General features: G+C 42.7%; 20 protein-coding genes. 12 read left to right on the top strand and 8 right to left on the bottom strand.

The genetic code is table 11. The features are described from left to right. Positions 1-170: 170 nt before the first annotated feature. Positions 171-914 (bottom strand): YciK family oxidoreductase, encoded by a 744-nt coding sequence (locus tag EXT47_RS09655; RefSeq protein ID WP_017219153.1) that lies wholly within the window; start codon positions 912-914, stop codon positions 171-173. A gap of 196 nt (positions 915-1,110) precedes the next feature. On the opposite strand from EXT47_RS09655, the gene EXT47_RS09650 reads away from it, so the two are divergent. The 3 genes from EXT47_RS09650 (at position 1,111) to EXT47_RS09640 (ending at position 5,080) form a co-directional block, all read left to right on the top strand. Beyond that, the gene (locus EXT47_RS09650; RefSeq protein WP_130126491.1) at positions 1,111-3,540 is read left to right on the top strand and encodes a VolA/Pla-1 family phospholipase; all 2,430 of its coding nucleotides are present in this window, start codon (positions 1,111-1,113) and stop codon (positions 3,538-3,540) included. Positions 3,541-3,644: 104 nt separating this feature from the next. Then, the gene (gene sohB, locus EXT47_RS09645; protein ID WP_130126490.1) at positions 3,645-4,658 is read left to right on the top strand and encodes a protease SohB; all 1,014 of its coding nucleotides are present in this window, start codon (positions 3,645-3,647) and stop codon (positions 4,656-4,658) included. 113 nt (positions 4,659-4,771) lie between these two features. Further along, complete coding sequence (locus EXT47_RS09640) at positions 4,772-5,080, top strand: hypothetical protein (RefSeq protein WP_045988126.1); 309 nt, start codon at positions 4,772-4,774, stop codon at positions 5,078-5,080. A 137-nt stretch (positions 5,081-5,217) separates the two neighbouring features. On the opposite strand, the gene EXT47_RS09635 is transcribed toward EXT47_RS09640, so the two are convergent. Continuing rightward, positions 5,218-6,138: an NAD-dependent epimerase/dehydratase family protein gene (locus EXT47_RS09635; RefSeq protein ID WP_130126489.1), complete on the bottom strand. Its 921-nt coding sequence runs from the start codon at positions 6,136-6,138 to the stop codon at positions 5,218-5,220. Between the two features lie 154 nt (positions 6,139-6,292). Here EXT47_RS09635 and EXT47_RS09630 point away from each other — a divergent pair, with 154 nt between their 5' ends. Continuing rightward, positions 6,293-6,709 (top strand): MerR family transcriptional regulator, encoded by a 417-nt coding sequence (locus EXT47_RS09630; protein WP_130126488.1) that lies wholly within the window; start codon positions 6,293-6,295, stop codon positions 6,707-6,709. A gap of 345 nt (positions 6,710-7,054) precedes the next feature. Here the strand turns inward: EXT47_RS09630 and EXT47_RS09625 are convergent, their stop codons facing one another. Then, a complete protein-coding gene (locus EXT47_RS09625; protein WP_130126487.1) occupies positions 7,055-8,026 on the bottom strand; it encodes a transposase in 972 nt (323 codons plus the stop codon). Positions 8,027-8,220: 194 nt separating this feature from the next. Between EXT47_RS09625 and EXT47_RS09620 the strand changes: the two genes are divergently transcribed. The 3 genes from EXT47_RS09620 to EXT47_RS09610 all read left to right on the top strand — a co-directional run bounded on the left by EXT47_RS09620 (position 8,221) and on the right by EXT47_RS09610 (position 11,054). Continuing rightward, positions 8,221-8,685 (top strand): nuclear transport factor 2 family protein, encoded by a 465-nt coding sequence (locus EXT47_RS09620; RefSeq protein ID WP_130126486.1) that lies wholly within the window; start codon positions 8,221-8,223, stop codon positions 8,683-8,685. Positions 8,686-9,048: 363 nt separating this feature from the next. Next, positions 9,049-9,441 (top strand): BlaI/MecI/CopY family transcriptional regulator, encoded by a 393-nt coding sequence (locus EXT47_RS09615; protein WP_010604953.1) that lies wholly within the window; start codon positions 9,049-9,051, stop codon positions 9,439-9,441. After that, positions 9,441-11,054, top strand: coding sequence for a M56 family metallopeptidase (locus EXT47_RS09610; protein ID WP_039497620.1), 1,614 nt, complete (start codon positions 9,441-9,443; stop codon positions 11,052-11,054). Before EXT47_RS09615 ends, EXT47_RS09610 begins: the two co-directional genes overlap by 1 nt. A 58-nt stretch (positions 11,055-11,112) precedes the next feature. Here the strand turns inward: EXT47_RS09610 and EXT47_RS09605 are convergent, their stop codons facing one another. The 3 genes from EXT47_RS09605 to EXT47_RS09595 all read right to left on the bottom strand — a co-directional run bounded on the left by EXT47_RS09605 (position 11,113) and on the right by EXT47_RS09595 (position 14,803). Next, on the bottom strand, positions 11,113-12,006 hold the full coding sequence (locus tag EXT47_RS09605; RefSeq protein WP_130126485.1) for an ABC transporter ATP-binding protein: 894 nt from the start codon (positions 12,004-12,006) through the stop codon (positions 11,113-11,115). After that, entirely contained in the window at positions 12,003-12,809 is an 807-nt protein-coding gene (locus tag EXT47_RS09600) for an ABC transporter permease subunit (RefSeq protein WP_130126484.1), read from the bottom strand. The genes EXT47_RS09605 and EXT47_RS09600 overlap by 4 nt, the downstream gene beginning before the upstream one ends. Positions 12,810-12,982: 173 nt before the next feature. After that, a complete protein-coding gene (locus EXT47_RS09595) occupies positions 12,983-14,803 on the bottom strand; it encodes a M2 family metallopeptidase (protein ID WP_039497626.1) in 1,821 nt (606 codons plus the stop codon). Positions 14,804-15,165: 362 nt separating this feature from the next. On the opposite strand from EXT47_RS09595, the gene EXT47_RS09590 reads away from it, so the two are divergent. After that, positions 15,166-17,436, top strand: a complete 2,271-nt coding sequence (locus EXT47_RS09590) for an acyl-CoA dehydrogenase (RefSeq protein ID WP_130126483.1) — start codon at positions 15,166-15,168, stop codon at positions 17,434-17,436. Positions 17,437-17,511: 75 nt separating this feature from the next. Here the strand turns inward: EXT47_RS09590 and EXT47_RS09585 are convergent, their stop codons facing one another. Further along, the gene (locus EXT47_RS09585; protein ID WP_039497631.1) at positions 17,512-17,961 is read right to left on the bottom strand and encodes a hypothetical protein; all 450 of its coding nucleotides are present in this window, start codon (positions 17,959-17,961) and stop codon (positions 17,512-17,514) included. A gap of 116 nt (positions 17,962-18,077) precedes the next feature. Between EXT47_RS09585 and EXT47_RS09580 the strand changes: the two genes are divergently transcribed. Further along, a complete protein-coding gene (locus tag EXT47_RS09580; protein WP_039497634.1) occupies positions 18,078-19,064 on the top strand; it encodes a WD40 repeat domain-containing protein in 987 nt (328 codons plus the stop codon). A 62-nt stretch (positions 19,065-19,126) separates the two neighbouring features. Here the strand turns inward: EXT47_RS09580 and astB are convergent, their stop codons facing one another. Next, positions 19,127-20,467 (bottom strand): N-succinylarginine dihydrolase, encoded by a 1,341-nt coding sequence (astB, locus tag EXT47_RS09575; RefSeq protein ID WP_039497635.1) that lies wholly within the window; start codon positions 20,465-20,467, stop codon positions 19,127-19,129. Between the two features lie 179 nt (positions 20,468-20,646). On the opposite strand from astB, the gene EXT47_RS09570 reads away from it, so the two are divergent. The 3 genes from EXT47_RS09570 to EXT47_RS09560 all read left to right on the top strand — a co-directional run bounded on the left by EXT47_RS09570 (position 20,647) and on the right by EXT47_RS09560 (position 23,685). Then, positions 20,647-21,141 carry a cupin domain-containing protein gene (locus EXT47_RS09570; protein WP_039497639.1) on the top strand — a complete coding sequence of 165 codons (495 nt, stop codon included), beginning with the start codon at positions 20,647-20,649 and terminating at the stop codon, positions 21,139-21,141. Then, positions 21,134-21,712 carry a pyridoxal 5'-phosphate synthase gene (locus tag EXT47_RS09565; protein WP_039497640.1) on the top strand — a complete coding sequence of 193 codons (579 nt, stop codon included), beginning with the start codon at positions 21,134-21,136 and terminating at the stop codon, positions 21,710-21,712. Before EXT47_RS09570 ends, EXT47_RS09565 begins: the two co-directional genes overlap by 8 nt. A gap of 77 nt (positions 21,713-21,789) precedes the next feature. Next, on the top strand, positions 21,790-23,685 hold the full coding sequence (locus EXT47_RS09560) for a DUF294 nucleotidyltransferase-like domain-containing protein (protein ID WP_130126482.1): 1,896 nt from the start codon (positions 21,790-21,792) through the stop codon (positions 23,683-23,685). Position 23,686 lies beyond the last annotated feature (1 nt).

Raw genomic sequence — 23,686 nt, 5'->3', positions numbered from 1 at the left:
TACCTTAGCGAGAGCAGGACGCGGAAGCGGTGTTTTCCCTAAAACTCTTAGGCTAGACAAGGAAAAAACTAAGTTGTGCTTTAGCAACAATGAGTTGGAACATTCCTTATCCAAACCTCAGGTTAATATAGAAGGCTGCAATTGTGGATCTGCAGCTTTTAAAGTACTAGTTAGTAGGTTTGGGCATCTAAAGATTGGCCATTAACTCCGATTGAGTCATCAGACATCAAGTACAAGTATGTTGGCATTAATTCTTCAGGTGTTTTTAGTTTATCTTTATCTTCACCTGGGAATGCTGATGCACGCATACTTGTTCTTGTCGCACCAGGATTAATGCAGTTAATACGAATATTGGTTTTACCCACTTCTTCGGCCCAAGTTTGCATCATACCTTCGGTTGCAAATTTAGAAATTGCATATGCTCCCCAAAACTCGCGACCTTTGCGTCCTACACCCGATGAAGTAAAGACTATAGAAGCGTGAGGCGCTTTTCTCATTACTGGGAATAGCGATTTAGTGATCACCGCTTGGGCTGTTACGTTTACCTTCATTATGTTTTCAAAGGTTGAAACGCAAAAGTGTTCCATTGGACCTAAAGAGCCTAAAATAGACGCATTATTTAGCAAGCCATCAAGCTTCCCAAATTGCTGCTCGATGGTGGCAGCCAAGTCTCGGAAGTGTTGTTTGGTTGCACCACGTAAATCTAAAGGTACAATTGCAGGCTGTGGGTAACCGGCGTTAACAATTTCATCATAAACGGCTTCTAGTTTACTGGTGGTTTTGCCTAATAAAATAACCGTTGCACCATATTTGGCGTAATTAATTGCCGCAACACGGCCGATGCCGTCGCCAGCACCTGTTACTAGTATCGTTTTATTCGCAAGTGCGTTTTCAGGAGCTTGATAAGTCTGCATTCTGGACTCCAATTAAGATGTTTGGGCTATTTTATCACAATGCAGTAGCAAGTTAGCGAATTTATTGTAAATATGGCTGGCGAAATAACAAAGTTTGAGTTAAGTTTAACTGGTCTAATGTCTTATTAAAAATGCTATTACATAGATTTAACGAGAATTATCACAATAATAATAAGATTATGTCGGAGCCTATAAAATGAAAAAAATGCTACTCTCACTCGCAGTATCAGCAGCGCTTGCTGGCTGTGGAGGCGGTGAAACGTTAGAAGATGTAAAAAATGATACTACACCCGTTTCTCCAACGATTTCTGTTAAATTTGATCCATCAGGCGGTGTGATCTCAGTTCCAAACGATATCCTTTTGTCCGGCACTCAAGACGGTACCTTAAATCTACCTGACGAAATGTTAGGAGTGAAAGATGGTGAAGGTAACCCTCTGGTAACGCGTGCAAGCTACGCAAACCCAAGTATTGTGATTGGCGCCTTAGATGGTTGGTCGACACAAATGCCTTACGTTATCGACATGACGACACCGAATGGTTTGACACTTGATGCGCAAAGCGTCATGACTCCGGGCTCTGTACGAATTTTTGAAGTTGCAATGGGTGGACCATTACAAATCGACGAAGACTGTGCTCAGGTGCCTTCAGGTATCGCTTGTAAGCCAATTGCTGAATTACAATTTGGCCCTGATGGTGATTTCGTTACCATGGCTAATAGCACAGGTAACGGTTTAGTTATTATCCCAGTTAAACCATTCAAACCTGAAACTACCTATATTACTGTTTTGACCAAAGGCCTTAAAGACTCAAAAGGTCAAAGTGTAGATGCTTCTTCGACTTACACGTTGTTGCGCCAAGACGCGCCATTGGTAACTGATGCTCAGAAATCTCTACAGGCTGTGATCCGTAGCTATGAAGGGGCGGTAACTGCTGCGGGCTCGGTGAGTAAAGAAGAGATTATATATACAGCTGCAATGACGACACAGTCGACAGGTCACGCATTGGCGGCGACTAAGCAATTGTTAGCCGCAAAATTACAGGGCGGTGCTAACCCTGTTGTCGCTGTACCTGCACAACCGGTGATCACCGTTGCTGATGCCCTTGTAGGAAAAGTGCCTGATGCTATTTTACCTGCTTTTAGAAGCGTGCGTTTATTGCAAGGTCAAATACAACTACCTCAGTACTTATCACAACCAAAAAATAAAGATATCTCTGCGCTAGCTGATACCTATTGGCAAGCACGCTGCGACAGCGCGGTAGCTGTCGCTGGATATGCGGCGCAAGCTGGTGGTTTACCAGAACCAACTGAACCAAATGATATCGCTTGTAATACACTTTCGGGTGGAAAGCTGAGAGATTTAGGTTTAGACGGTACTAAGTTCTTGACTAAGTACAATCCAATTCCTAAAGAGCAGTGGCTTGCTAATGTTCCTGTGCAAATCACAATGCCTGCGGATGAGTCTCAGCGCCCTGAAGGCGGCTGGCCTGTTGTTATCTTGCAACATGGTATCACGAGTAAAAAAGAAGACATGCTTGGCTTGACGTTGTCATTAACACAAGCTGGATTTGCCACAGTTGCGATCGATCACCCAATGCACGGTGCTCGCGGTTTAGATATCGATGGTGATGGCACTGATGATTTTAATGCCTCGACAGGTAGCGTGTTGTCCTACATGAACCTAACATCGTTGTTAGTTGCGCGTGATAACTTAAAGCAATCAGCAGCAGATTTAATGGGTTTACGTTTAGGCTTAAACTTCATCAATCTAGCATCTGGCGGTCAAGTTAACTTTAATACCCAGCAAGTTAGTTACTTAGGTCACTCGCTTGGTTCGGTTGTAGGCCCAAGCTTCCTCACTCAAACCAATGCGCCATTAAATCCAGCAATTGATGGCTTCTTTAAAGTTGAGTCAGCAGCACTTGCAAGTGGTGGCTCGGGCATTGCTAATTTCTTGATTGAGTCAAAATCATTTGGCCCGTTTGTTCAGGGCTCCGTGTTAAGCTCTGCAGGTAACCTAGCATCGCAAGCGTTTAATGCCTATCTGCAAGAAGGTGCAATTGCTGACTGTGGTACGTTTGCTGCGGATCAAAGCAAATATGTTTCTTGTGCATATGGAACATTTAGAGCGAATTTAGACGCGGCTGGAGACACCGCGACACTAGCACTGATTGATGGTACGGTGACGCAGTTTGGTTTTGCAGCACAAACCGCATTAGGTAGTGCCGATCCACTTAACTATGCAGCTTCCGTGAAAGCGCTACAAACGCCAGTATATATGAGCGTTGTTACGGGTGGTGTTGATGGCAATGCAGCTGACTTGGTTATTCCTCCAACAACAGAACGTAGCTTCTTGTCTGGTAGCTTACCACTTGCTGGTTTCATGGGCTTAATGCCTGCAAGTGAAACACAAATGAGTCAAGACGGAACACCTGGAAGTTATGTGGTGAAGTTCTCTCAGGGCCATCATAGTTCAATCTTAACGACAGGCTTTGATGAAAAAGCCGGTGGCACAGCAGCAGGACACGCAGCTGCGTCAATCGAAATGCAAACACAGGTTGCAAGCTTCTTGAAGTCAAAGGGTTTGGTTTTACAAGTATCTAACCCGGATGTTGTTGCAAACTAAGACATTTTTCGAGACTATAAAAGGCCGCAACTAGCGGCCTTTTTTGTGTCCATTTTATATTGAAAGAAAATGGGCCCCTTTATGAGCAAAATGAGGAGAACGACTTGGCATTTTTGTTTGAATATGGGTTATTTCTAGCCAAGACAGTAACCATTATCTTTGGTATTGCAGTAGTCATTATTTTGATGGTGGGAGCAAGCTCAAAACCAAAATCGAAAAAGGGCGAAATTGAAGTTACCGATTTAAGCGACAGTCTGTCGCAATCTAAACAACAGTTTTTGCAGCAAACGCTTGATAAAAAGGCGTTAAAAGCTCTAAATAAGTCGCAATCAAAAGCGCAAAAAAATAAAGATAAAGAAGCAGAGAAAAACGTTTTTTATCTTGAATTTAACGGAAGTATGGACGCTCACGAAGTCGAGGGTTTAAGAGAAGAGATCAACGCTATTTTAACGATTGCAGATAAAGAAAAGGATCAAGTTGTAGTGTCTGTAGAAAGTGGTGGTGGGGTTGTTCACGGTTATGGACTTGGTGCATCGCAACTTACGCGCATTAAGCAAGCAGGTATTCCTCTAACCGTCTGTGTAGACAAGGTTGCTGCAAGTGGTGGATATATGATGGCCTGCGTTGCAGATAAGATTATTGCAGCGCCATTTGCAATTATTGGTTCAATCGGTGTGATTGCGCAGATCCCCAACTTCAATCGTTTATTGAAAAAGAATAACGTTGACTTTGAAATGGTAACCGCAGGTGAGTATAAGCGTACACTCACGCTGTTTGGTGAAAATACGGATAAAGGCAGAGAAAAGTTTAAAGAAGAGATTGAAGAAACGCATGGTCTGTTCAAACACTTTGTCTCTGATAATCGTGTCGATCTCGATATTGAGAAAGTGGCCACTGGAGAACATTGGTTTGGTACACAAGCGTTAGAACTTAAACTAGTCGATGAAATCTCAACCAGTGACGATTTACTCATGACCCTAAATGAAAGTCACCAGCTTTATAAGGTGGCTTATAAAGCTAAAAAAGGCGTTGCTGAGAAGTTTGGACTTCAGTTGGGGACCGCCATTGAACGTTTCTCCGTTAAAGCGTTAACAAAACTAAATCAATCTAAATATTAGTGATTGTTGTTCAGTTTATATCAATAAGCTTTATTTCAAACTATTAACAATACTTTATAGACGGCATCGTGTTCACAAAGCGCATGATGCCACGCTCTAAAAGAGAGGTTGTTATGAATAAAGTTATTGTACTTTCCCTACTTACCTTTAGTCTGACTTTAGGTTTAAATCAGGCGAATGCAAAACCGGAGAAGTTACCGCCGGGCCTTGAGAAAAAGTTGAAGCAGGGCAAGCCACTTCCACCGGGTTGGCAAAAAAAGCTCCAAGTTGGAGAACGCTTAGATCCAGATATCTACGACCATGGCAAAGTGATTTATCGCGACAGAGATCGGGATTTGGTAACGATAAGCGTTGAAGGCAGGGTCATCAGGGTACTTGAAAACACCTTAGAAATTGTCGAAATTCTCAAAGGGATGAGATAAAAAGCATCAACTCTGTGCTGTGCAATTTCCCGTACAGAGTCCGAGTTTAGCAATTTAAGTGTTTGTTCCTCGCCAAAGCGTATGTTAGTTGTAGCACTTAACTTAACGCCTAATGATCTAGGTATCAAATAACGTCGTCATTCCTTGAGAGTTGTTGCTAGTCCATCTCGGTAAGTGGTAATTTCAAACTCCGTAAAGCGCTGCTTAAATTTATCTGATACAAATATGTTGTCGACTGCATATCGAGGTAACAGTTCTCGTGTTTCTCTTATAGGTTTGCTAACAATGCTTAGCAGTGATAGCTGCCATTTCTTTAATATTGAATACTTGCCTTGAATGCCGAGTATTTCGCTCGCTAAGTTAACGATTTGCTTGTAAGTGAGTCGATTGTCATCACACGGAAGATGCCATGTCTGGCCATACGCATCAGAGGTATTGCCTAGTAACGCCATTGCTCTGCTAGCATCTGGCGTGTATATCAAGGTACGTAACGTATTGTCGCTGATAAAGACTTTCGCAGCATCGCCTGCTCGCAGCTTATCAAGAACCGCTGTATTGGTGATACTTTGCGTTTTACCCGGTCCATAAAACTCAGGCGCGCGGCAAATCATCGCATTGACTTGGCCTGTACTCATCGCATCGAGCAGCATACTCGCTATTAGTCCTCTAACTTTGCCTTTTTCGCCATATGGCAAAAAAGGTGTTTCTTCTGTGAGACGTTCATTGCTTTGCGGATACATATAGGTGTTATCAAAATACACTAATTTGGCATTATGTTTTGCGCACGCATCGATGACATTTCGCATCATAATAGGAAATTGCTCAACCCACATGTTTGTGTCAATCGGCAGTCCTGCGGTTAAGTAAACAATTTCAGAGCCTGCTACTGCTTTTTGCGTTTGACTGCCGTCAAGTAGATTAGCGCTGAGTAATTCGTCTGTGTTGTTTATCTTTTTTGGTGTTCGGCTGACAAGACGGATGTTATCGGTAAAGTCTTTCTTTAAAGCTCGGGCGAGCTCACTACCAATTTGACCGTTTGCTCCAAGTATTGTTTGCATAAAAATCACCTTAATTTGTATCTGTTTTGTGCAAGCATAAGGTTAAAGTAAACTTGAAGGTCAATACTTAATTTCTGTTATCTGCTATTGTTTGGGATAAGCACAGACTTTTTCATTTAAGGTAGCAGACTGAGCGCAGTAGGAACTTGAGTTTATGAAAATTGGTGAATTATCAAAAAGAACAGGTTTGGCGACGTCGAAAATTCGATTCTATGAGGATATTGGCCTACTTAAATTAGTTAAGCGCGCTGCCAATGGTTATAGGACCTATCCTCCTGAAGCTAAAACTGTATTGCATTTAATTTCAAATGGTCAAAAAGCAGGCTTTAGTTTAGATGAGCTGAGTAAATTACTTCCGAGTGATCTAAGTGACTGGAAACATGAACAGTTACTTAACGCTTTACGTCAAAAACTTGCTGATATTGAACTGATGGAGAAAAAGCTTGCAGACAACAAACGACAATTAAACTCTATCCTTAATGACATAGAAGCCAAACCGGGTGACATGGCGTGTGCCGACAATGCTATGCGAGTGATATCACAAATGGGCATGGGTAAAAGGAGGAGGTAGATGCAAAAAAAGAGGAGGAGAAAGAAAAGAAAGAAGAAAAGAAAGAAGGACAGCCATTTCTAATGCTGCGTGTATAACAAAGCACGTTTAGTATTAGCAAATCCCCAATCGGTGAGCTTCACATACCGTGTGATGAAGTGATGACACCCACTATTATTTGTATCTATGCTGGCAAAGTGAGATTAAAACGTGCGGAAACACTTAAAGAATATGGACAAAAGCGTTCTTAGATAGTGTGACCTTTGGCGGGTAAGCGTATCACTACACTAAAATTGGATTATCGCGCACGACAAAGCGCTGCAAATGCAGCTGTAAGAAATTCGAGAATTGAGAATGTGAGTTTTACTAAGCCAGCAAGCGCTCGCAGTTTGTTAGGTTTGTCCGTCGTCGTTTTTGCAGTGTTTCACAGTAAGCGGTTAGTGTCCGTTCTCGACCAACTGCACCGTGGAATACCCGTGAAAATTGCGTAGTAAGTTTTATCCAGTTCTCCGGTCCGATATTTAGTCGAGTGAGAATAGGCTGAGACTCAAAGATATAACCGTGTTTATCGGCTCGAATACACTGGCCCGTGAGCTCAACTAATTCAATATAGGACTTGAGTTCAAAAGGAAGGCCTTTAGGCATATGTTTTCGTGGGCTGCCTGCAAAGCGTAGTAGGCTTTTTGGTTGTTTGCCCAACTTTGCATGGTCAATGCGTTTTTTGATGCTGGTGTACTCTGAGGTCTCAGGCGTTGCGGCAATTTTGGCTCTAATTGGGTTTAGGTCTACGTAAGCTAGACAAGCGACCAATGCTGCCTCGTCCAGCAATGCTTGGGATTTAAATCGTCCTTCCCAAAACCGACCTGTACAGTTATCTTCTTTGTTTGCTCGGCGGGCGATGTCTTCGTTGAGTGCTCGCATAAACCAGCTAATATCTGCGAGTCTTTCTCTGTACTTATCAACCAGCTCATCGAGTATCAATTGCTCCGACTCACTCAGTGGCTCATCTTCAATAAACTTTTGGCTTATCCAATTGCCTTTAAACAACTTGTGCCATCGTATCACAGTCGCTTTATCCGACAGAGGCTTAGACTTTTTATCATCAATATATAAAACAATGTGAGTATGATTACTCATCACGGCATAAGCACAGACATCAATACAAAACACATCCCCCAACATCAGGAGCTTTTCTTCAACCCAATTCCGGCGGTGTTCGTATGATTTGCCAGTAAATTTATCTTCACCGCATAGAAAGGCACGTCTTACGCAACGGGAGATGCAGTGATAGTATTTGGTGTCGGTTAAACTGATTTGCTTTTTACGGGCAGTAGCCATAGCTTGGTTTCCTCAATCCTTTGAGTGCAGAATTATAGCTTAGGCGGTATCTTAGGAAGGTGCAAATTAGTGGTGGGTGTCAGCGATTTGGCGATTTAGCTTTATGGCATTGGCTTTAAGCTTAGCCACGAAGAAGCGGAAGCTAGCATCATGTAGGATTCATTATGTCTAGGTATAGCAGGAAGGAAAAAACCGTGAATAAATTTATATTAGTGTTATTTTGTTTTCTTTTTTCGTTTTCTAGTAGTGCACACGATAATTTCACGTTGGAGCAACTGATAGAGAAAGCAAAAGTATTTGTAGCGGCAAAAAATGCGCGTCAACAACCCAATACAACAATAAAGGAGATAGAAAACTATATCTCATTACTTTCTGATGACTTTATCGATGAACACGTCAAATTTAAATTTACTTATACAGATAAATCTAAACTCCGAGAAGATATGATTAATAAATTAAAAGATGAAGTCATTCATAGCTCAATAGAAATAAATGAGGTAATGGTTGGCGCTAATGTCGTCATTGTAAAAATGACCGAATCAGGCAAAGTAAAGCCTACTCATTTAGATAAAGCGATTGAGTATAGTAAAACCAATATTGTTTCACTTGAGTTTAATCAAGCCGGCTTAATTACGCACATTCGTCGACACCACGGGTAATCTATACCATACAAACGCTTTAGTACATTAGCGGTGGGTGTCTGCGTTCATCATCTTCTGCGTTCATCACGTTCATCATCTATCAGCGTTCAATAGAACTACAACACAGAGAGCTTTAGTTGTAGCTAAAACTTGAGTCTCACTTTACCCTAATTTGAGTTGTTATGATCTTTAACCAAGGAACGCAAAATGCGCTCCTTGGGGTAGTTTGTTGCACACCCTCACTTTCCTTCAAGGTAATGAAGCTTTCATGTATAGCTTCACTTTCTGTTTTTTCACCAAAAATTTCTAGTTGACTTCATGGGTATCAACAACTACATTTGTAGTGGTTTAAAACTACAAATGTAGTAATGGAGGTGATAAGTGAAACTCAGTGAATTTGAATTAGACGTGATGAAGTTACTTTGGCAACAAAATGCATGTACTGCCAGTGAGCTTCATAAATATCTTCTTGCAGATGATACAAGAACAAAAAAAGTGGCTTATAACACAGTCAAAACAATCGTAGATCGACTAGAGCAAAAAGGTGCAGTCGAGCGCTGTGGTCAGCAGGGGAGGTCAATTGTCTATCAAGCAAAAGTGACTCAGCAAGCGCTTTCACAGCAGGCAACACCGCGTTTTATGGATCGCTTTTTTAAAGGTAGTTCACGCAGCCTGATAGCTCATTTCATTAAAGAAGAGAGTTTAGACGATGATGATATTGAGTATTTACAAAACCTACTTAAGAGCAAAAAGCAGAAGAAAGAGAGCGACTAATGTTTGATTACTTACTCACCGCAAGCTTGCTCAGCATGTTTAGTTTGACTAGCTGCTATTTTCTGAAAACTGCGCCTGCACGAACGCGCTTTTATGTGTTGGTAGTCGGGTTATTGAGTTGGCTAATTCCATGGCAGCAACTCTCCCCACCCCCTTTTTTAATAAATCTGGAGCTTTACACTATTGAGGTGAGTTCTATTTCAGACTCAGGGTCAACTCCACCGAACAGCATCAAGCAAACCACTTTGCAAACCGAATCAAACTGGCTTTCTGGCTATACCATAAACCAAGTGTTTTCAAATTTGTTTGTATTTCTGATAGTGGTAGGTGGAGGACTATTTTTAGCGAGAGTGTGGTCGTATAAAAGATTACTAAGAGGCATAGAAAAAGGTGCCTACATCAGTGAAGAGCATCAATATCTATACTCGTTTTGCACCGTAAAATTTACAGAATTGAGTACCCCAGCAATTACGACAGGCCCATTACAGCACACCATTTGGTTAGATTTTAAGATGAAAGGTCGACCAGAACTCGATTCCGTGATTGAGCATGAGTTAACGCATATCAAGCATAAGGACACATATTGGTTATGGCTAATATGTGCGACTGAAAGCGTCTTCTTTTGGAATCCATTCTGTTTGTTGTTAGCAAATTTGGCGCGACAACAAATCGAACTCAGCTGCGATGAAAGCTGCATGGAAAAGCTGAGTGATAAATATAGATACGATTTGGCCAGCTTACTGTTGTCCGAACATCAATACCGGTATGAACATGCGTCATTAGGTCATTCAGTATTAGCCGTATCTCACTCGAAAAGTTTCAATATTCAAAGAGTTAAAACACTAAACAAGGAAAAGAAAATGAAATTATCCCATTTAATGATTATCACGGCAGCACTGTCTTGTAGTGCCTTAGCTGCTAACCAAATCGTCTCTGAAAAGCAGGTAACACAAGGAGCTAGTAAACAAAAGAGTGAAAAGTCTGCGCGATATCAACAGCAATTGAGGGAGCTACTCGCTGGGGCGAAAGGCGCGAAATCGAATGATGAAACACAGCTTAAAGCAGCGGTTTCACACATTTTAAATTGGCATAGTAACCGCGGTTCGTTAAATGGTTTTGAAGAGCTGGATATAAAAGTAAAAAGCTTTACCTTGCTCGACCAAACCTATCATAAGCTAGGTCAATACGAAGCAATCTTGACCGCTTACAATAATTGGTTTCCTGAAGGCTCTACTCAACCGCCATTTTTAAAAAACAGATTGGCATCAGCTTATATGCACCTTGGGCAATATCAGCAGGCAGCAGAGCAATTAGAGAGTCTATCTGAAAAAATGCAAAGCCGCTTTCAAATCGGTAGCGCTACTGATTTGGCACGCGCCTACATTGAAATGGCAGACTACGATAAAGCATTAGCTGTATTAAACAGTGATGTTGTAACCAGTGCTGAAAATCAAGCATATCAAGATATCCTAAGATACTATGCATACGAAAAACTGAATAACCAAACAAAGGTGAACGAGTTGAAAGAGCGTTTACCTGCGGATTATGCGAAAACGCCGGCAATATTACCTCGCTTACCTCGACCCGGCTCTTTATTACTGGCGAAGTTATAAATCATTTAAGAAAGCCTGTAAGATGCAGGCTTTTTTAATTTACTAAACTAACCGCGTGCTAGCCGAACAGTTCATCTTCTAGTGTTTTACCGTTAACTAAAGACTTGTAACGCCAGCCCTGTTCACGGCAAAGCCTGAGTACATCAATATCAACCTGTTGGCCGCTACGATACTCAATAAGCAGGGCGCCACTGGCATTTACCGTCACCTCTTCAACGCCTTGTAAGGTCCTCAAAAGCGCTATATGACTACTGGTGCCAGACTCTTTAAGTTTTACAGTCAGCGTGGCAAGTTCCGCTTCTTGGATGCGGTCAACAGCGGTTAATTTACCATGCTGTAAATGTAATACTTGATCGCATAAATCATCGAGTTCTACTAAATCGTGTGAACTCAAAATAAAGGTCGTTTCAGATTGAAGCCTTTTTACTAGGTTTCTGATCTCACGAGCATTCACGGGATCTAATCCAGCCGTGGCTTCGTCAAGCAGTACAATTTCAGGCTTTGAAAGTAGCGTTTGAGCAATACAGATACGTTTTCGCATGCCATGAGATAACTCATGAGGTTTGGCGTGATAACAGTCTTTGAGGTCGACAAGCTCAAGCACTCTGTGCGTTTCACTCTCGGCCGCTTTCGCATCTAAACCTTGAAGTTGTCCGTATAAACGTAGCTGATTACTGACAGAAAACCTTGGATCAAGCTGAGCATCCTGTGGAAGTGCCGCAAGGCGACCAAAAAGTGCAGCGCTGCCAGGTTTATGGCCTAAAATTCGAACACTGCCAGCATCGGCATTTAGATATCCGCACAGTGTGCTAAAAAGAGTGGTTTTACCCGCACCATTCGGGCCGACAAGTGCAATGGGTGAACCTGCGTTTAGGGTGAAAGATACGTTATCTAGTGCGCGCTTTCGTCCATATTCTTTCACTAAATTACTAACTTCAATAATGCTACTCATAGCGCGCGCCTTCTTAATAGTTCACAACTAATTGCAATTAACACGAGGCTATGCAGCACCGGTGTGGCAAAGCGAGTGAGGTTGATATTCTGTGCGATGGTTTCTGAGCCTTGGAATCCAGGGAAAAGATAAAAAAGATATTCCGCGTAAGCGCTGTACTCTAGTGCAAAAGCGACCAAAGTGGCGAGCGTTAAGTAGGTTAAAATTGCGTAAATCATGCTCATTTTGCTTGAGTTAGCAAAGTGATTAGCAACAGACATAAGGGCAATAAATGGCGCAGTAATAAGCGTTAGCTCTAAAACAATTAATGTTGCCCGACTTAGCCCTGTGAGCCATAAGCTTGGGTCGCGCACCACCATTAATATCCAAGCACCTACAGCAGAAATCGCTATGAGCAGCAACGTATTGAATACCTGTCCAACAAAGCGGCCAACAACAATTTCCGCGCGAGATGTGCGCAGGGTTAGAAATCTGAGTGTGCCGCGGGTTCTATCTTCTACAGTTTGATCTGCGCTTGAAAAGATCACAAAAAGAGGAAACAAGAAGATTGACCAAACTAAGTACAGTGCAAGTTCCATTTCAGGCCACTGGGCAATACGATGCATACCAATGACGCCGGAAAAACTCTGGATCATATTTTTGAAGTTGGGGTCGCTGACAATGGATACTGCTTCTGCAATGGCGTAGCGCAAAATGGCATACCAAACCAAAACAAATGCGGCGATGGCTATCCATCCGCGTTTCGTTGCAAACAAGCGTTGCAATTCAAAGATGGCTATTAGGCCAATTCTTTTAATATTCATAAGGGTCCTTGCAAGTGACAACACAGACCTCACCGCTAGAGCGGTAGGCTGACTTTGATTTGAGCGTATATGATTGGGGCTAAAAAAGGAAGTTACTGAACTGTAACAAAATTAAACCAATAAAAAACGGGCACGATTGAGTGTGCCCGTTTCTAGTCTATATTTGCAAGCAATTACCAGCCGCAATTACGGCCTTTATTTTGCTCATCTAGGTATTTTTGCAATGGTGCAAAGTAGTCAAGTACTGCTGTTGCATCCATTTCATCTTTACCTGTTAGCGTTTTAAGTGCTTGTTGCCAAGGTTTGCTGCTGCCCATTTCAAGCATGGCATTTAAACGCTCACCAGCTGCTTTCGAGTTGTAAACAGAACAGCGGTGAATGGCTTCTTTGCTGCCAGCAATTTCACAAAGTGATTTGTGGAATTGGAACTGCAAAATATGCGCTAGGAAGTAACGAGTGTAAGGTACATTACCAGGTACGTGGTATTTTGCACCTGGATCAAAGTCATTTTCTGTACGTGAAATTGGTGCTTTAACACCTTGATATTTCTCTCTTAATTCCCACCACGCTTGGTTGTACTCTGCTGGGGAAATCTCACCAGAGAATACTTTCCAGCGCCATTGGTCGACAAGTAGACCAAATGGAATAAATGCAACTTTATCAAGTGCCATCTTCATCAATAGACCGATATCTTTTGACTCATCCGGTACGTTATCCAACAAACCAATTTGCTTTAAGTAGCCGGGTGTTACAGATAGCGCGATGGTGTCGCCGATAGCTTCGTGGAAGCCATCGTTGGCACTTTCTTGGTAATACACAGGCTGCTGATTGTAAGCGCGTTGATAGAAGTTATGGCCTAATTCATGGTGGATAACTGAGAACTCTTCACCGGTGCGTTGGATACACATTTTGATGCGTAGGTCGTCTTTGGCATCTAAGTTCCAAGCTGATGCATGACATTGTACGTCGCGATCTTGTGGTTTAATAAATAAAGAACGTTCGTAGAAAGTCTCAGGTAATGGGGCAAAACCCATAGAGGTGAAGAACTTTTCTGCACCTTTTACCATTTTGATTTCGTCGTAATTGTGTTTAGCCAGTAACGCCGTTACATCATAACCCGGATCTGCGTTTTCTGGCGCGACTAAGTCATAGATATTGCCCCAGCTTTGTGCCCACATATTGCCAAGCAAGTGTGCAGGAATAGGCTGGTCTTGAGGCACTTTATCTTCGCCGTATTTCTCGCCAAGCTTGGCTCTAACATGACAGTGCAGCGAATCATATAGCGGCTTTACTTGGTTCCAAGTACGGTCAAGTTCTTTTGCAAAGTCGTCCGCTGGCATGTCGTATTTACTGCGCCACATTGCGCCTGTGTCTGCGTAGCCAAGCTCATTAGCACCTTCGTTGGTAAGTACCACTTGCTTTTCATAGAGTGGACGCATCGGCTTCGACACTTCACGCCAACCTTGCCAGATGTCTAAAAGCTCTTCATAGTCGCGACTATTTGCCATCTTAGCCGTCATGTCGCCAAGGCTTAGGCAAGTGCCATCATCTTTACAGTATTTGCCCTTGCCGTACATACCATCAAGCTCTGCAGTGAGCTTTGCAAGTTCCGCTGTTTTGTCAGCATCTTTTGGTGCAGGTAATGTCAGGTTTAGCTTCAATTTATCAAGCTTACGGCGGGTATCTTCGCTTAACGCCAAGCCATCAAACTGTGCTGCTTGGTTAGCAAGCTCTACGAGCGCAGCGGTGTATTCCTCATTCACGTCCGCAGCAAGTGAAGCGGTGTCGTGAGTAATAAAGTTCGCATAAATCCAAGCTGAGCGGCTAGAGCGGAAGTTAAGGTCAACCAGCTGTTCTGACGCCTTATCTAAAAATGCAACTGCATCGGCTTCTGATAACGCTTTATTTGTAGTTTCAGTGGATTTGCAGGCAGAGAGTGCAAAAGTACTGGCAACAATGAGTGCGCCAACACTTAACTTAAATCTTGGTTTCATAGGGTTCACTTGTTGTTTTAATTAATACACGAGCCGACTTAACGCTAGACGGCATTTTAGTATCTATAGCCAGCTACACTAATTGGGTTAATTGCTAAAAATCAGCAAGTAAATTAATCCAATTAGTATTAGTCGTATGAACAACTAATCGTAGTGAGCGCGGCTTTTTCGCGCAGCAAAGCATCATTTTTTGCTGTGGTGGCAAGAATAATAGCAGGACGACTTTAAAACGACAATTTTGCGATGGACAAACAATGAGATGCGAGCGCAGATAAAAGTTGAGTTAGTGTGATTATTAACCATAATTAAGGCAGTCAATTGTATCAAAAGGCCGTATTTGAAGCCTGCAAAAAGGAGTGCATATGACTTTAGTTTTATTGGTGATATTGGCAATTGTGGTGGTATTTTGTGTCCGTGATATCAGGGTTAAGTTGATCACTAAACCGCTCTTTAATTATTTCAAAACGTCATTACCTGAACTCTCCCAAACCGAGCGAGAAGCGATGGAAGCGGGGAGTATCTGGTGGGATGGTGCGTTGTTTTCTGGTAAGCCGAATTGGCGAAAGTGGCTGAGTAATGATAAGCCAAAGTTGAGCGATGAAGAACAGGCATTTATAGATAACGAATTACACACGCTGCTAAAAATGCTTGATGAAGAAAAAATATCTGAGGCTCAAGACCTGCCTGAAGAGGTTTGGCAATTTTTAAAAGAAAAGGGTTTTTTTGCTTTTATTATTCCAAAGGCTTTTGGTGGTCGGGAATTTAGTGCTCAGGCGAACTCCACCATCGTTGCAAAAATAGCCAGCCGTAGTTTGTCTACGGCAGTGACCGTGATGGTGCCAAATAGTTTAGGCCCTGCGGAGCTGCTGCTTCATTACGGTACCAATGATCAGCAGAATACTTGGCTGCCAAAGCTTGCCTCGGGTGAGGCGCTACCTTGTTTTGCATTGACCTCGCCAGAGGCGGGATCGGATGCGGGTAGCATCCAAGACTTTGCGATTGTGTGTGAGCGTGAATTTGAGGGAGAAAAGCAAATTGGACTTGCGGTAACTTGGCAAAAACGATACATCACGCTGGCGCCCGTCGCTGATGTATTAGGACTTGCGTTTAAGGTTTACGACCCAGAGCAATTGCTTTCGAACAAAGTAGAGCTTGGGATCACTTGTGCACTTATTCCGACTGCACATGAAGGTGTGAAAACTGGAGATCGACATAACCCGCTGGGCCAAGCTTTTATGAATGGCACAACTAGTGGTGAAGATGTTTTTATTCCACTGGCTTGGGTGATAGGCGAACAGGCAGGTATCGGCAAAGGGTGGCGCATGTTGGTGTCGTGTTTAAGTGCTGGACGGGGGATATCTTTGCCTGCACTGAGCGCGGGAACCGCTCAATTAAGTGCCAGAACGACTTCGGCTTACGCTGGTGTCCGTCGTCAATTTAGTGTACCTATCTCTGCCTTTGAAGGAGTGCAAAGCGCGTTAGCCAGAATTTACGGCTATAGCTATCTTATTGAAGCGGTGAGACAAACCACTGCGTTGGCAATTGATTTAAAGCAAAGTCCTTCAGTAGTCACTGCGATTGCCAAGTATCATCTGACTGAGCATGCAAGGGTGGCATTAAATGATGCGATGGATATTCATGGCGGCAAAGCCATTCAAATGGGGGAAATGAATTATCTTGCCCACAATTATATGGGGATGCCGATTTCTATTACCGTTGAGGGCGCCAATATCTTAACTCGAAGCTTGATGATTTTTGGTCAAGGTGCAACACGTTGCCATCCTTTCATACTGAAAGAAATGAGTATCGTACAGCAAGAAGATCAATTAATCGCATTGAAAGAGTTTGATGAAGTGCTTTGCAAACACTTGCAGCATACCTCTGTGAATGGGCTTAAGGCGTTTTTTAATGGCTTCACACTTGCATGTTTCGAACGTGCGCCAGTTAGTGGTGATGTGGCGGCGTATTACCGACGCCTTACATGGTTGAGCCAAGCGCTTTCTGTGTATAGTGATATCGCTATGTTAAAGCTAGGCGGTTCACTAAAACGTAGAGAAATGCTCTCTGCAAAATTAGGAGATGTCCTGAGCTTTCTTTATATCGCCTCGTGTGTATTAAAAAAATACGAAGATGATGGTCGTCAGCAAGGGGACTTACCGCTGGTAAAGTTTGCCTTAGATCACTGTCTCAACGAGGCAAGTAAGGCTATTTATGCATTTTGCGATAACTTTACCGCAGCACCTCTGGCATTTTTGTTAAAACGTTTGGCGTTTCCCGTTGGTAAGTGGCTCAAAGCGCCGAGCGATAAATTGGCGGTGCAGGTATGTAGCAATGTTTCTGATCACAACTCGACCCGCGAACGTATCTCGCATCTGTGCGCCGTGGTAAAGCACTCTGCGATAGATACGGTTGAACATGCTTATTTACTGGAAAAGGCGCATGCTCCACTAATGGCAAAATATCGTAAGTGGTGTAAACAAAACAGCGTGAAATTAGTGGGTAAGACATTGAATGAAAAACTCAGTATCGCAATGGACGACAAGGTGATTGATGATAAGAGTTCTGAAACCATCTTTTGTATTGAAACGCTAGTTGCAAAAGCGATTGCTGTTGATGCAAGAGCGCCCAACTAGTTTGTTGTGACGGAGTATATTGGCTAATTTGTAAAAAAAGCCCCGACAACGGGGCTTTCCAATCTAATTCTTGAGTTAACGTGCAAAGGGGTCGGCTAGTACCTTGTCTACGTACCATTTGCCTTTTTTGCGCACCATACTGACACTACGCATGTCGTCTACTTGCTCACCGTGGAGCTGACCTGTAAAAATTAAATTAATTTTTGCGCTGTCGCCATACTGTTCGCGTAGACTTTGATTGGTCATATCAACTTCTATGGTGACTTCATCGTATTGCATATTCACTAAATTTCTGGCGAATTGCGACGCAGTACCGTAAGAGCGCATGATACGCGCGTGACGGGGAGTGGCGATTTTCATTGCAGCGTCTAAATCTTTTTGATTATAGAGTGCGTCAAAATACATTGTTGCGGCATATCCAGGAGTGTCCTTGTCACCACTGACATTATCCTCTGAGCCGCACGCTGAGAGTAAAATCATTGCGGCTAAGACAACGAAAGTTTGCTTAATAAGTGACTTTGTCATGCTAAAATACATCATATGCAGTCTAAAATTATTCACAATAAGTTAAGTTTGTCTGCTAACGGCCGATATGTAAAGCCAGTAAATGAAATAAATGTATTATGTGCTAAGGGTTTAAGATGTCTCGTTTAATATCTCTAGCTTGGTTCGCTTTATTTTTAGTAGGGTGTGGATCGCAGCCTGAAATTAGTAAAGGGGTAACAAGCCAGTTGACGCAAAATGGCATAATACTTGGACACTTTTCTAAAGATGGAAAGTGGAGTGTAACATTAGACAGTAATGCTGAAATCCATATTTATGACAATGCCAATCAGTCTGTCATATTCTCAGTACCCAAAGACAAAATAAAAACACCAGTCAAAGAAGTTTTATTGTCAGATGATAAGGAAATGCTCATCGTGGCAGGTGAAAACCTTATCTCAATTTGGTCTGTTCCAAAGCAAAAGTTGATAACGAACGTACCTTTTGCAGGGGTGAGTCCACTTGCTTCAATCTCTGCTTTAGCGCTTTCCCATAACAACCAGCGTTTGCTTGTTGCGATGGATGATGGCTCACTCAATATGGCGGATCTATTCACGAAGTTAAACAATCGTTTTATGCCACATACTCGGCCGATAGAGCATTTGGCGTTTGATAATAGTGGCGACTATTTTGTTACAGGCGCGCAAGATGGGTTGGTTGCCCTTTGGCAATTTGCCTCACCAAAACCTTTATATGAGCATCAATTTAGTCATCGTGTTACCAGTTTAACAGTGAGTCATGATGGCAAGCATTTATTCGTCTCAGATGGGTTGAATGCGCAACATGTACTAGACTTTGAGTCTGGAAAACAGCTCAGTGAGCTAAAGTATATGGCCCGTTTTAAGATGTTTAGAAAGGCTAAATTTATTTCTGACTCAGGCTTACTCGCGACATCATCGTCAAAATCTCACCTCTCCATCTGGCGCTATGAGAGCGGGGAAGAATTAGGCACTTGGTCTATTCATACTGAAAGTGAGGGAGCAACGGTAGTCGATATGTATGTCCCAAACCCAGACACCTTAGTAACGCTAAATAGCGACGGTATGCTTGAGACGTGGGCGGTTAATGTACTTGCTAAAAAGTAAGGGAGTGAAATCACTCCCCTAAAACCTCAGATTAATTGCAGTTTGACAAGCAAAACTTGCAATTAGGCGCGTTGGAAGTCGTAAACGCTACCAAGATTGAGTAGTTGGGTGAGTTCATCTAGTGCAGCATAGGACTCTTGCAGTAGGCTCGGATCAGCTAAATCCTGCTCCGTGACTTTATCGCGATAATGTTTATTGACCCACGCGCTTAGTTGAATAAATTTGTCTTCGCTCATCATCACTTCTGGATTTACCGCTTTTAGCTCAGCTTCATTGAGTGCTACACGTAATCGCAAACATGCAGGTCCACCACCATTTTGCATACTTTGGCGTAAGTCAAAAAAGCGTACTTGCGAAATCGGATTTTTTGCACCGAGCATATATTCGATGTATGCGGCAACGTTATCATTCTTCGCACATTCCTCCGGTGCAACCAGCATCATCTCGCCTGATGGCAAGGTGATCAATTGTGAGTTAAATAGGTAACTTTTTACTGCGTCTTCAACACTCACTGCATGCGTCGGAACTTCTACAATATGTAAAGGCTTTTCGCCGATATACGCTTGTCTAATTTTGGTTAGACTGGAGGTTTGATCAATGAAGGCTTGATCATGGCAAAACAGCACATTCTCATTGCCCACCGCAATGACGTCATTATGGAACACGCCTTGATCAATCACATTTGGATTTTGCTGGATAAAAATTGCTTGCTTATCATCTAATTGATGTAGCCTTGCAATCGCTTGACTTGCTTCTAATGTTTGCCGAGCAGGATATTTAGTAGGACCCTTTATATCGCTGTTAAAGCCACTTGAACCGTACACAAATAATTGTAGACCTTTACTGCCATGGCTATCGGCGAGACGAGTGTGGTTTGCAGCACCTTCATCGCCAAAAAAAGGCTGCTCAGGCAAATGCTGGTGATGTGCAAAATATTGCGCATTAGCGAACATAGCACGAAGTAAATTTGTGGTGGTTTCTGGCTCTATTGAACGGTGAAATTTGCAGTTTAAATTGGCACTTGTGAAATGTACTTTGCCATCGCTGGAATCAATAGAAGGCGATACAGTCGCCGCATTTGCCGTCCACATTGCAGAGGCAGAGTAACAAGCTCGAAGCAATATCGGATCGTGTTTATATGCTTTTTCAAGTACTTGTGCATCAGTTCCCGAAAAGCCAACGCGACGCAGTGGGGCTAAACTCGGGCGTGCGTGAGGTGCGAATATTCCTTGTTTTAGGCCGATATCATGCATTGCTTTCATCTTTTCAAGACCTTGCAATGCCGCTTCTTTTGGATTAGAGACGCTGGTAGCGTTAGAAAGTGACGCGACATTACCATAAGATAATCCGGCATAATTATGTGTTGGCCCTACTAAGCCGTCGAAATTGACTTCATAAGTCATGAGTGCGGTTCCTGTTGCGAATAGTTATAGATAACTAGTATGAGGCGGTTTTGCTGGTTTTTAAAGTGACCTAGGTCAAATTATGGATGTAATTGAAAACAGTTCAATTGCTGTAATTTAAGCTAATATCCCTTAAACACATACCTTTAGGTTAAGACCAACATAAGGAGTTTGAAGAAATGGAAAAATATATTGTTAGTAAAGCTGAAATCGAAGCGTTAAAAGGGGAAAAAAGAGTTCATTTTCTGAACCCAAATGCGCAGAGGCTCAATAAATCACTCGGAGACTTAACTGGCATAACAGGGTTCGGTTTTCACATCGTAGAAATCCAGCCGGGGTTCGATTCGACTGAAACACATATGCATTATCACGAAGATGAATGTGTGTATATATTGCAAGGCACTGCTGAAGCGTACATTGGCGACGAGGTAATTGGTGTTGGTGAAGGCGATTTCATAGGATACAGAGCCTGCGGTAAGCCTCATAAGCTAGTAAACAATAGCGATGTTACATTACGTTGTATTGTAGTTGGTCAGCGCTTACCGCATGATGTTGGTGATTATACAAAGCAAGGTAAGCGGATCTACAGGCAAAAAGGTTTGCCGTGGAATGTGGTAGATATTAATGACATTATGGAACCGATGAAAAATAATCAGGATAATAATAATGAATAATCCAATAGAAAAGTTTACATCCTGGTGGCAGCAAGCTCTGAAAAACAATCCATTAAATCAGCCCAATGCGGTATGTGTCTCAACAATTGATGAGAATGGGTTTCCTACAGGTAGATTTGTTGATTTGAAAGCGGTTAATGAGGGTGGCTTTGTATTTTGTTCATATTTCGATTCTGCGAAAGGCAAGCATTTAGAAAATGTTCCTAACATCGCGATGACAGTTTGGTGGGATCATGTCGGGTATCAGGTCCGTATTGTTGGCATAGCAAAGAAGATTTCAGATAGAGATGCAGATACTTATTGGCAAGGGCGCTCTAGAGATGCTCAGCTAACCACAACGTCATTTAACCAAAGTGCAATTATACGAGATCAAAGCGATCTGACTGAAAAATTAAGAATTGCGGAATTAAGATATAGTACGAACCCAATTCCAAGGCCCGAAAATTGGGGTGGCTATTGCATCAACCCTATTTCCATAGAGTTCCTCACTTTTGCTGAGACTCGGCTACATCTTAGAGAGTCTTATGAGCGTAGTGGTGAACAGTGGAAAAAACAATTGCTGCAGCCTTAGTTAAACCTGCTTTCATTGCAAATTTATCCCTCGTTGCCCACAATAGGGTTAAATTCCTTTTTATATCAAGGCAAACCATGGAAGTTGAACATCAGGAAATTGCCAATTTTTTAGTAGCTTACCCGCCGTTTTCGGATTTGCCTCAAGAGGCACTACATAAACTCGCAAGTCAAGTCGAAGTAGGTTACTACCGAGCGGGCAGCGGCATTTTGGAATATGGAGAGCAGATCACTTACCTGTATGTGATCCGATCTGGTGCTGTCGAGCTCTATCGGCGCTCAGGTGAGTTATACAATCGTATTTCCACAGGTGGGATCTTTGGCCAGCGTGGTTTATTGATGAATCGCAAAGTTCGTTTTGGCGCTCAAAGCCTTGAAGATACGCTGGTGTACTGTATTCCTGTAGGCATTTTTGATGAGTATTGCGACGTTTATGAAGCGTTTGCTGATTATTTTGAAGCAGACGATAATGCTAGACTAAAAATCACAGTTTCTGAGCAAGCTGACAGCAACGATTTGACCACGGCCAAAGTGCGTAAACTATTGCTACGCGATGTGGTATACGTTGAACGCAACGCCACGGTACAGCAGGCAGCTCAAGTGATGGCAAAAGAGCATGTATCATCACTACTTATCTATGACCCCGAGAAACCAGTTGTCGAAGATCCAGATGAAGATGATGGTCAGGTGGTTGGCCTTATCAGTGACAGAGATCTTCGCACAAAAGTAGTCGCTGAGGGGCTGAATTATCAAACACCTGTCTCTGAGATTATGTCGACTGACCTTATTATTGTTGACTCCAATGCCTACGTCTTCGAAGCTATGATGCTGATGCTAAGAGACAATGTGCATCATTTGCCCGTTGTTCATAAGCGTAAACCGATAGGAGTGGTCGCGCTATCCGATATTTTGCGCTACGAGTCTCAAAGTAGCCTGTTGTTTGTTAGAGGGCTAATGGACCAGCAAAGTGTTGAAGACTTGAGTAGTTACGCCAAGCAGCTTCCTGCAATTTTTACTCGGATGGTGAATGAAGACGCCAATTCACACATGATTGGTTCTGCGATGTCGATTATAGGCAAAACGTTTAAACACAAGTTACTCGAACTCGCGGAAGAAAAATTAGGTCCGCCACCAATCCCATACTGCTTTATTGCCCTTGGTTCAATGGCTCGGGACGAACAATTAATTGTGACCGATCAGGATAATGCACTGATCTTGGATGACAGTTATCAACCCGCTGAGCATGGCGCTTACTTCGAAAAGTTGGCGAAGTTTGTGTGTGATGGTCTAGCCAATTGCGGCTATAAATATTGCGATGGTGGGATCATGGCAAGCAACCCAGCTTGGCGTCTAACTTACAGTCAATGGTTAGCACAATTTGAAGACTGGATAGAAAACCCCAGTCCTGAGGCTTTACTTAATAGTTCGATTTTCTTTGATCTGGAAGGCGTATGGGGTGAAACAAAATGGGCTGAGAAACTCACTGCTTTTATCAGTAAAAAGGCCAAAAGCACCCCTAAATTTTTGGCTGCGATGGCACATAATGCGCTAAGAAGAACACCGCCTTTGGGCTTTTTTAATGGTTTTGTCCTTGAGCAAGACGGTGAGCACAGGCGTTCGATGAACATTAAGCGCCGTGGCACAGCACCGCTTTCAGATTTGGTTCGAGTACATGCCCTTGGTGTTGGCTCTAAAAAACAAAACTCCTTTGAACGATTAGAAGATATTGATGAGGCAAATATACTGCCAAAGGGCAAAGTGTTAGATCTGCAAGCCGCGCTTGAATACATCGCCATCATGCGTATTCGTCATCAAGCATGGCAAATTGAGCAGGGCGAAAAGCCTGATAACAGCTTGCCACCAGAAACACTCTCTGATTTTGAACAGCGTAACCTTAAAGAAGCTTTTGGCGTGTTAGACAAAGCACAGAGCTTTTTAAAGTTTCGCTACCAAAACAAATCCATGATGAAGTAGC

This window comes from Pseudoalteromonas sp. CO342X (genome assembly GCF_004208915.1).
GTDB classification, from domain to species: Bacteria; Pseudomonadota; Gammaproteobacteria; order Enterobacterales; family Alteromonadaceae; genus Pseudoalteromonas; species Pseudoalteromonas maricaloris.
Note: the sequence above shows the minus strand (reverse complement) of the source record. Positions and strands in the feature narration are given on the sequence as shown.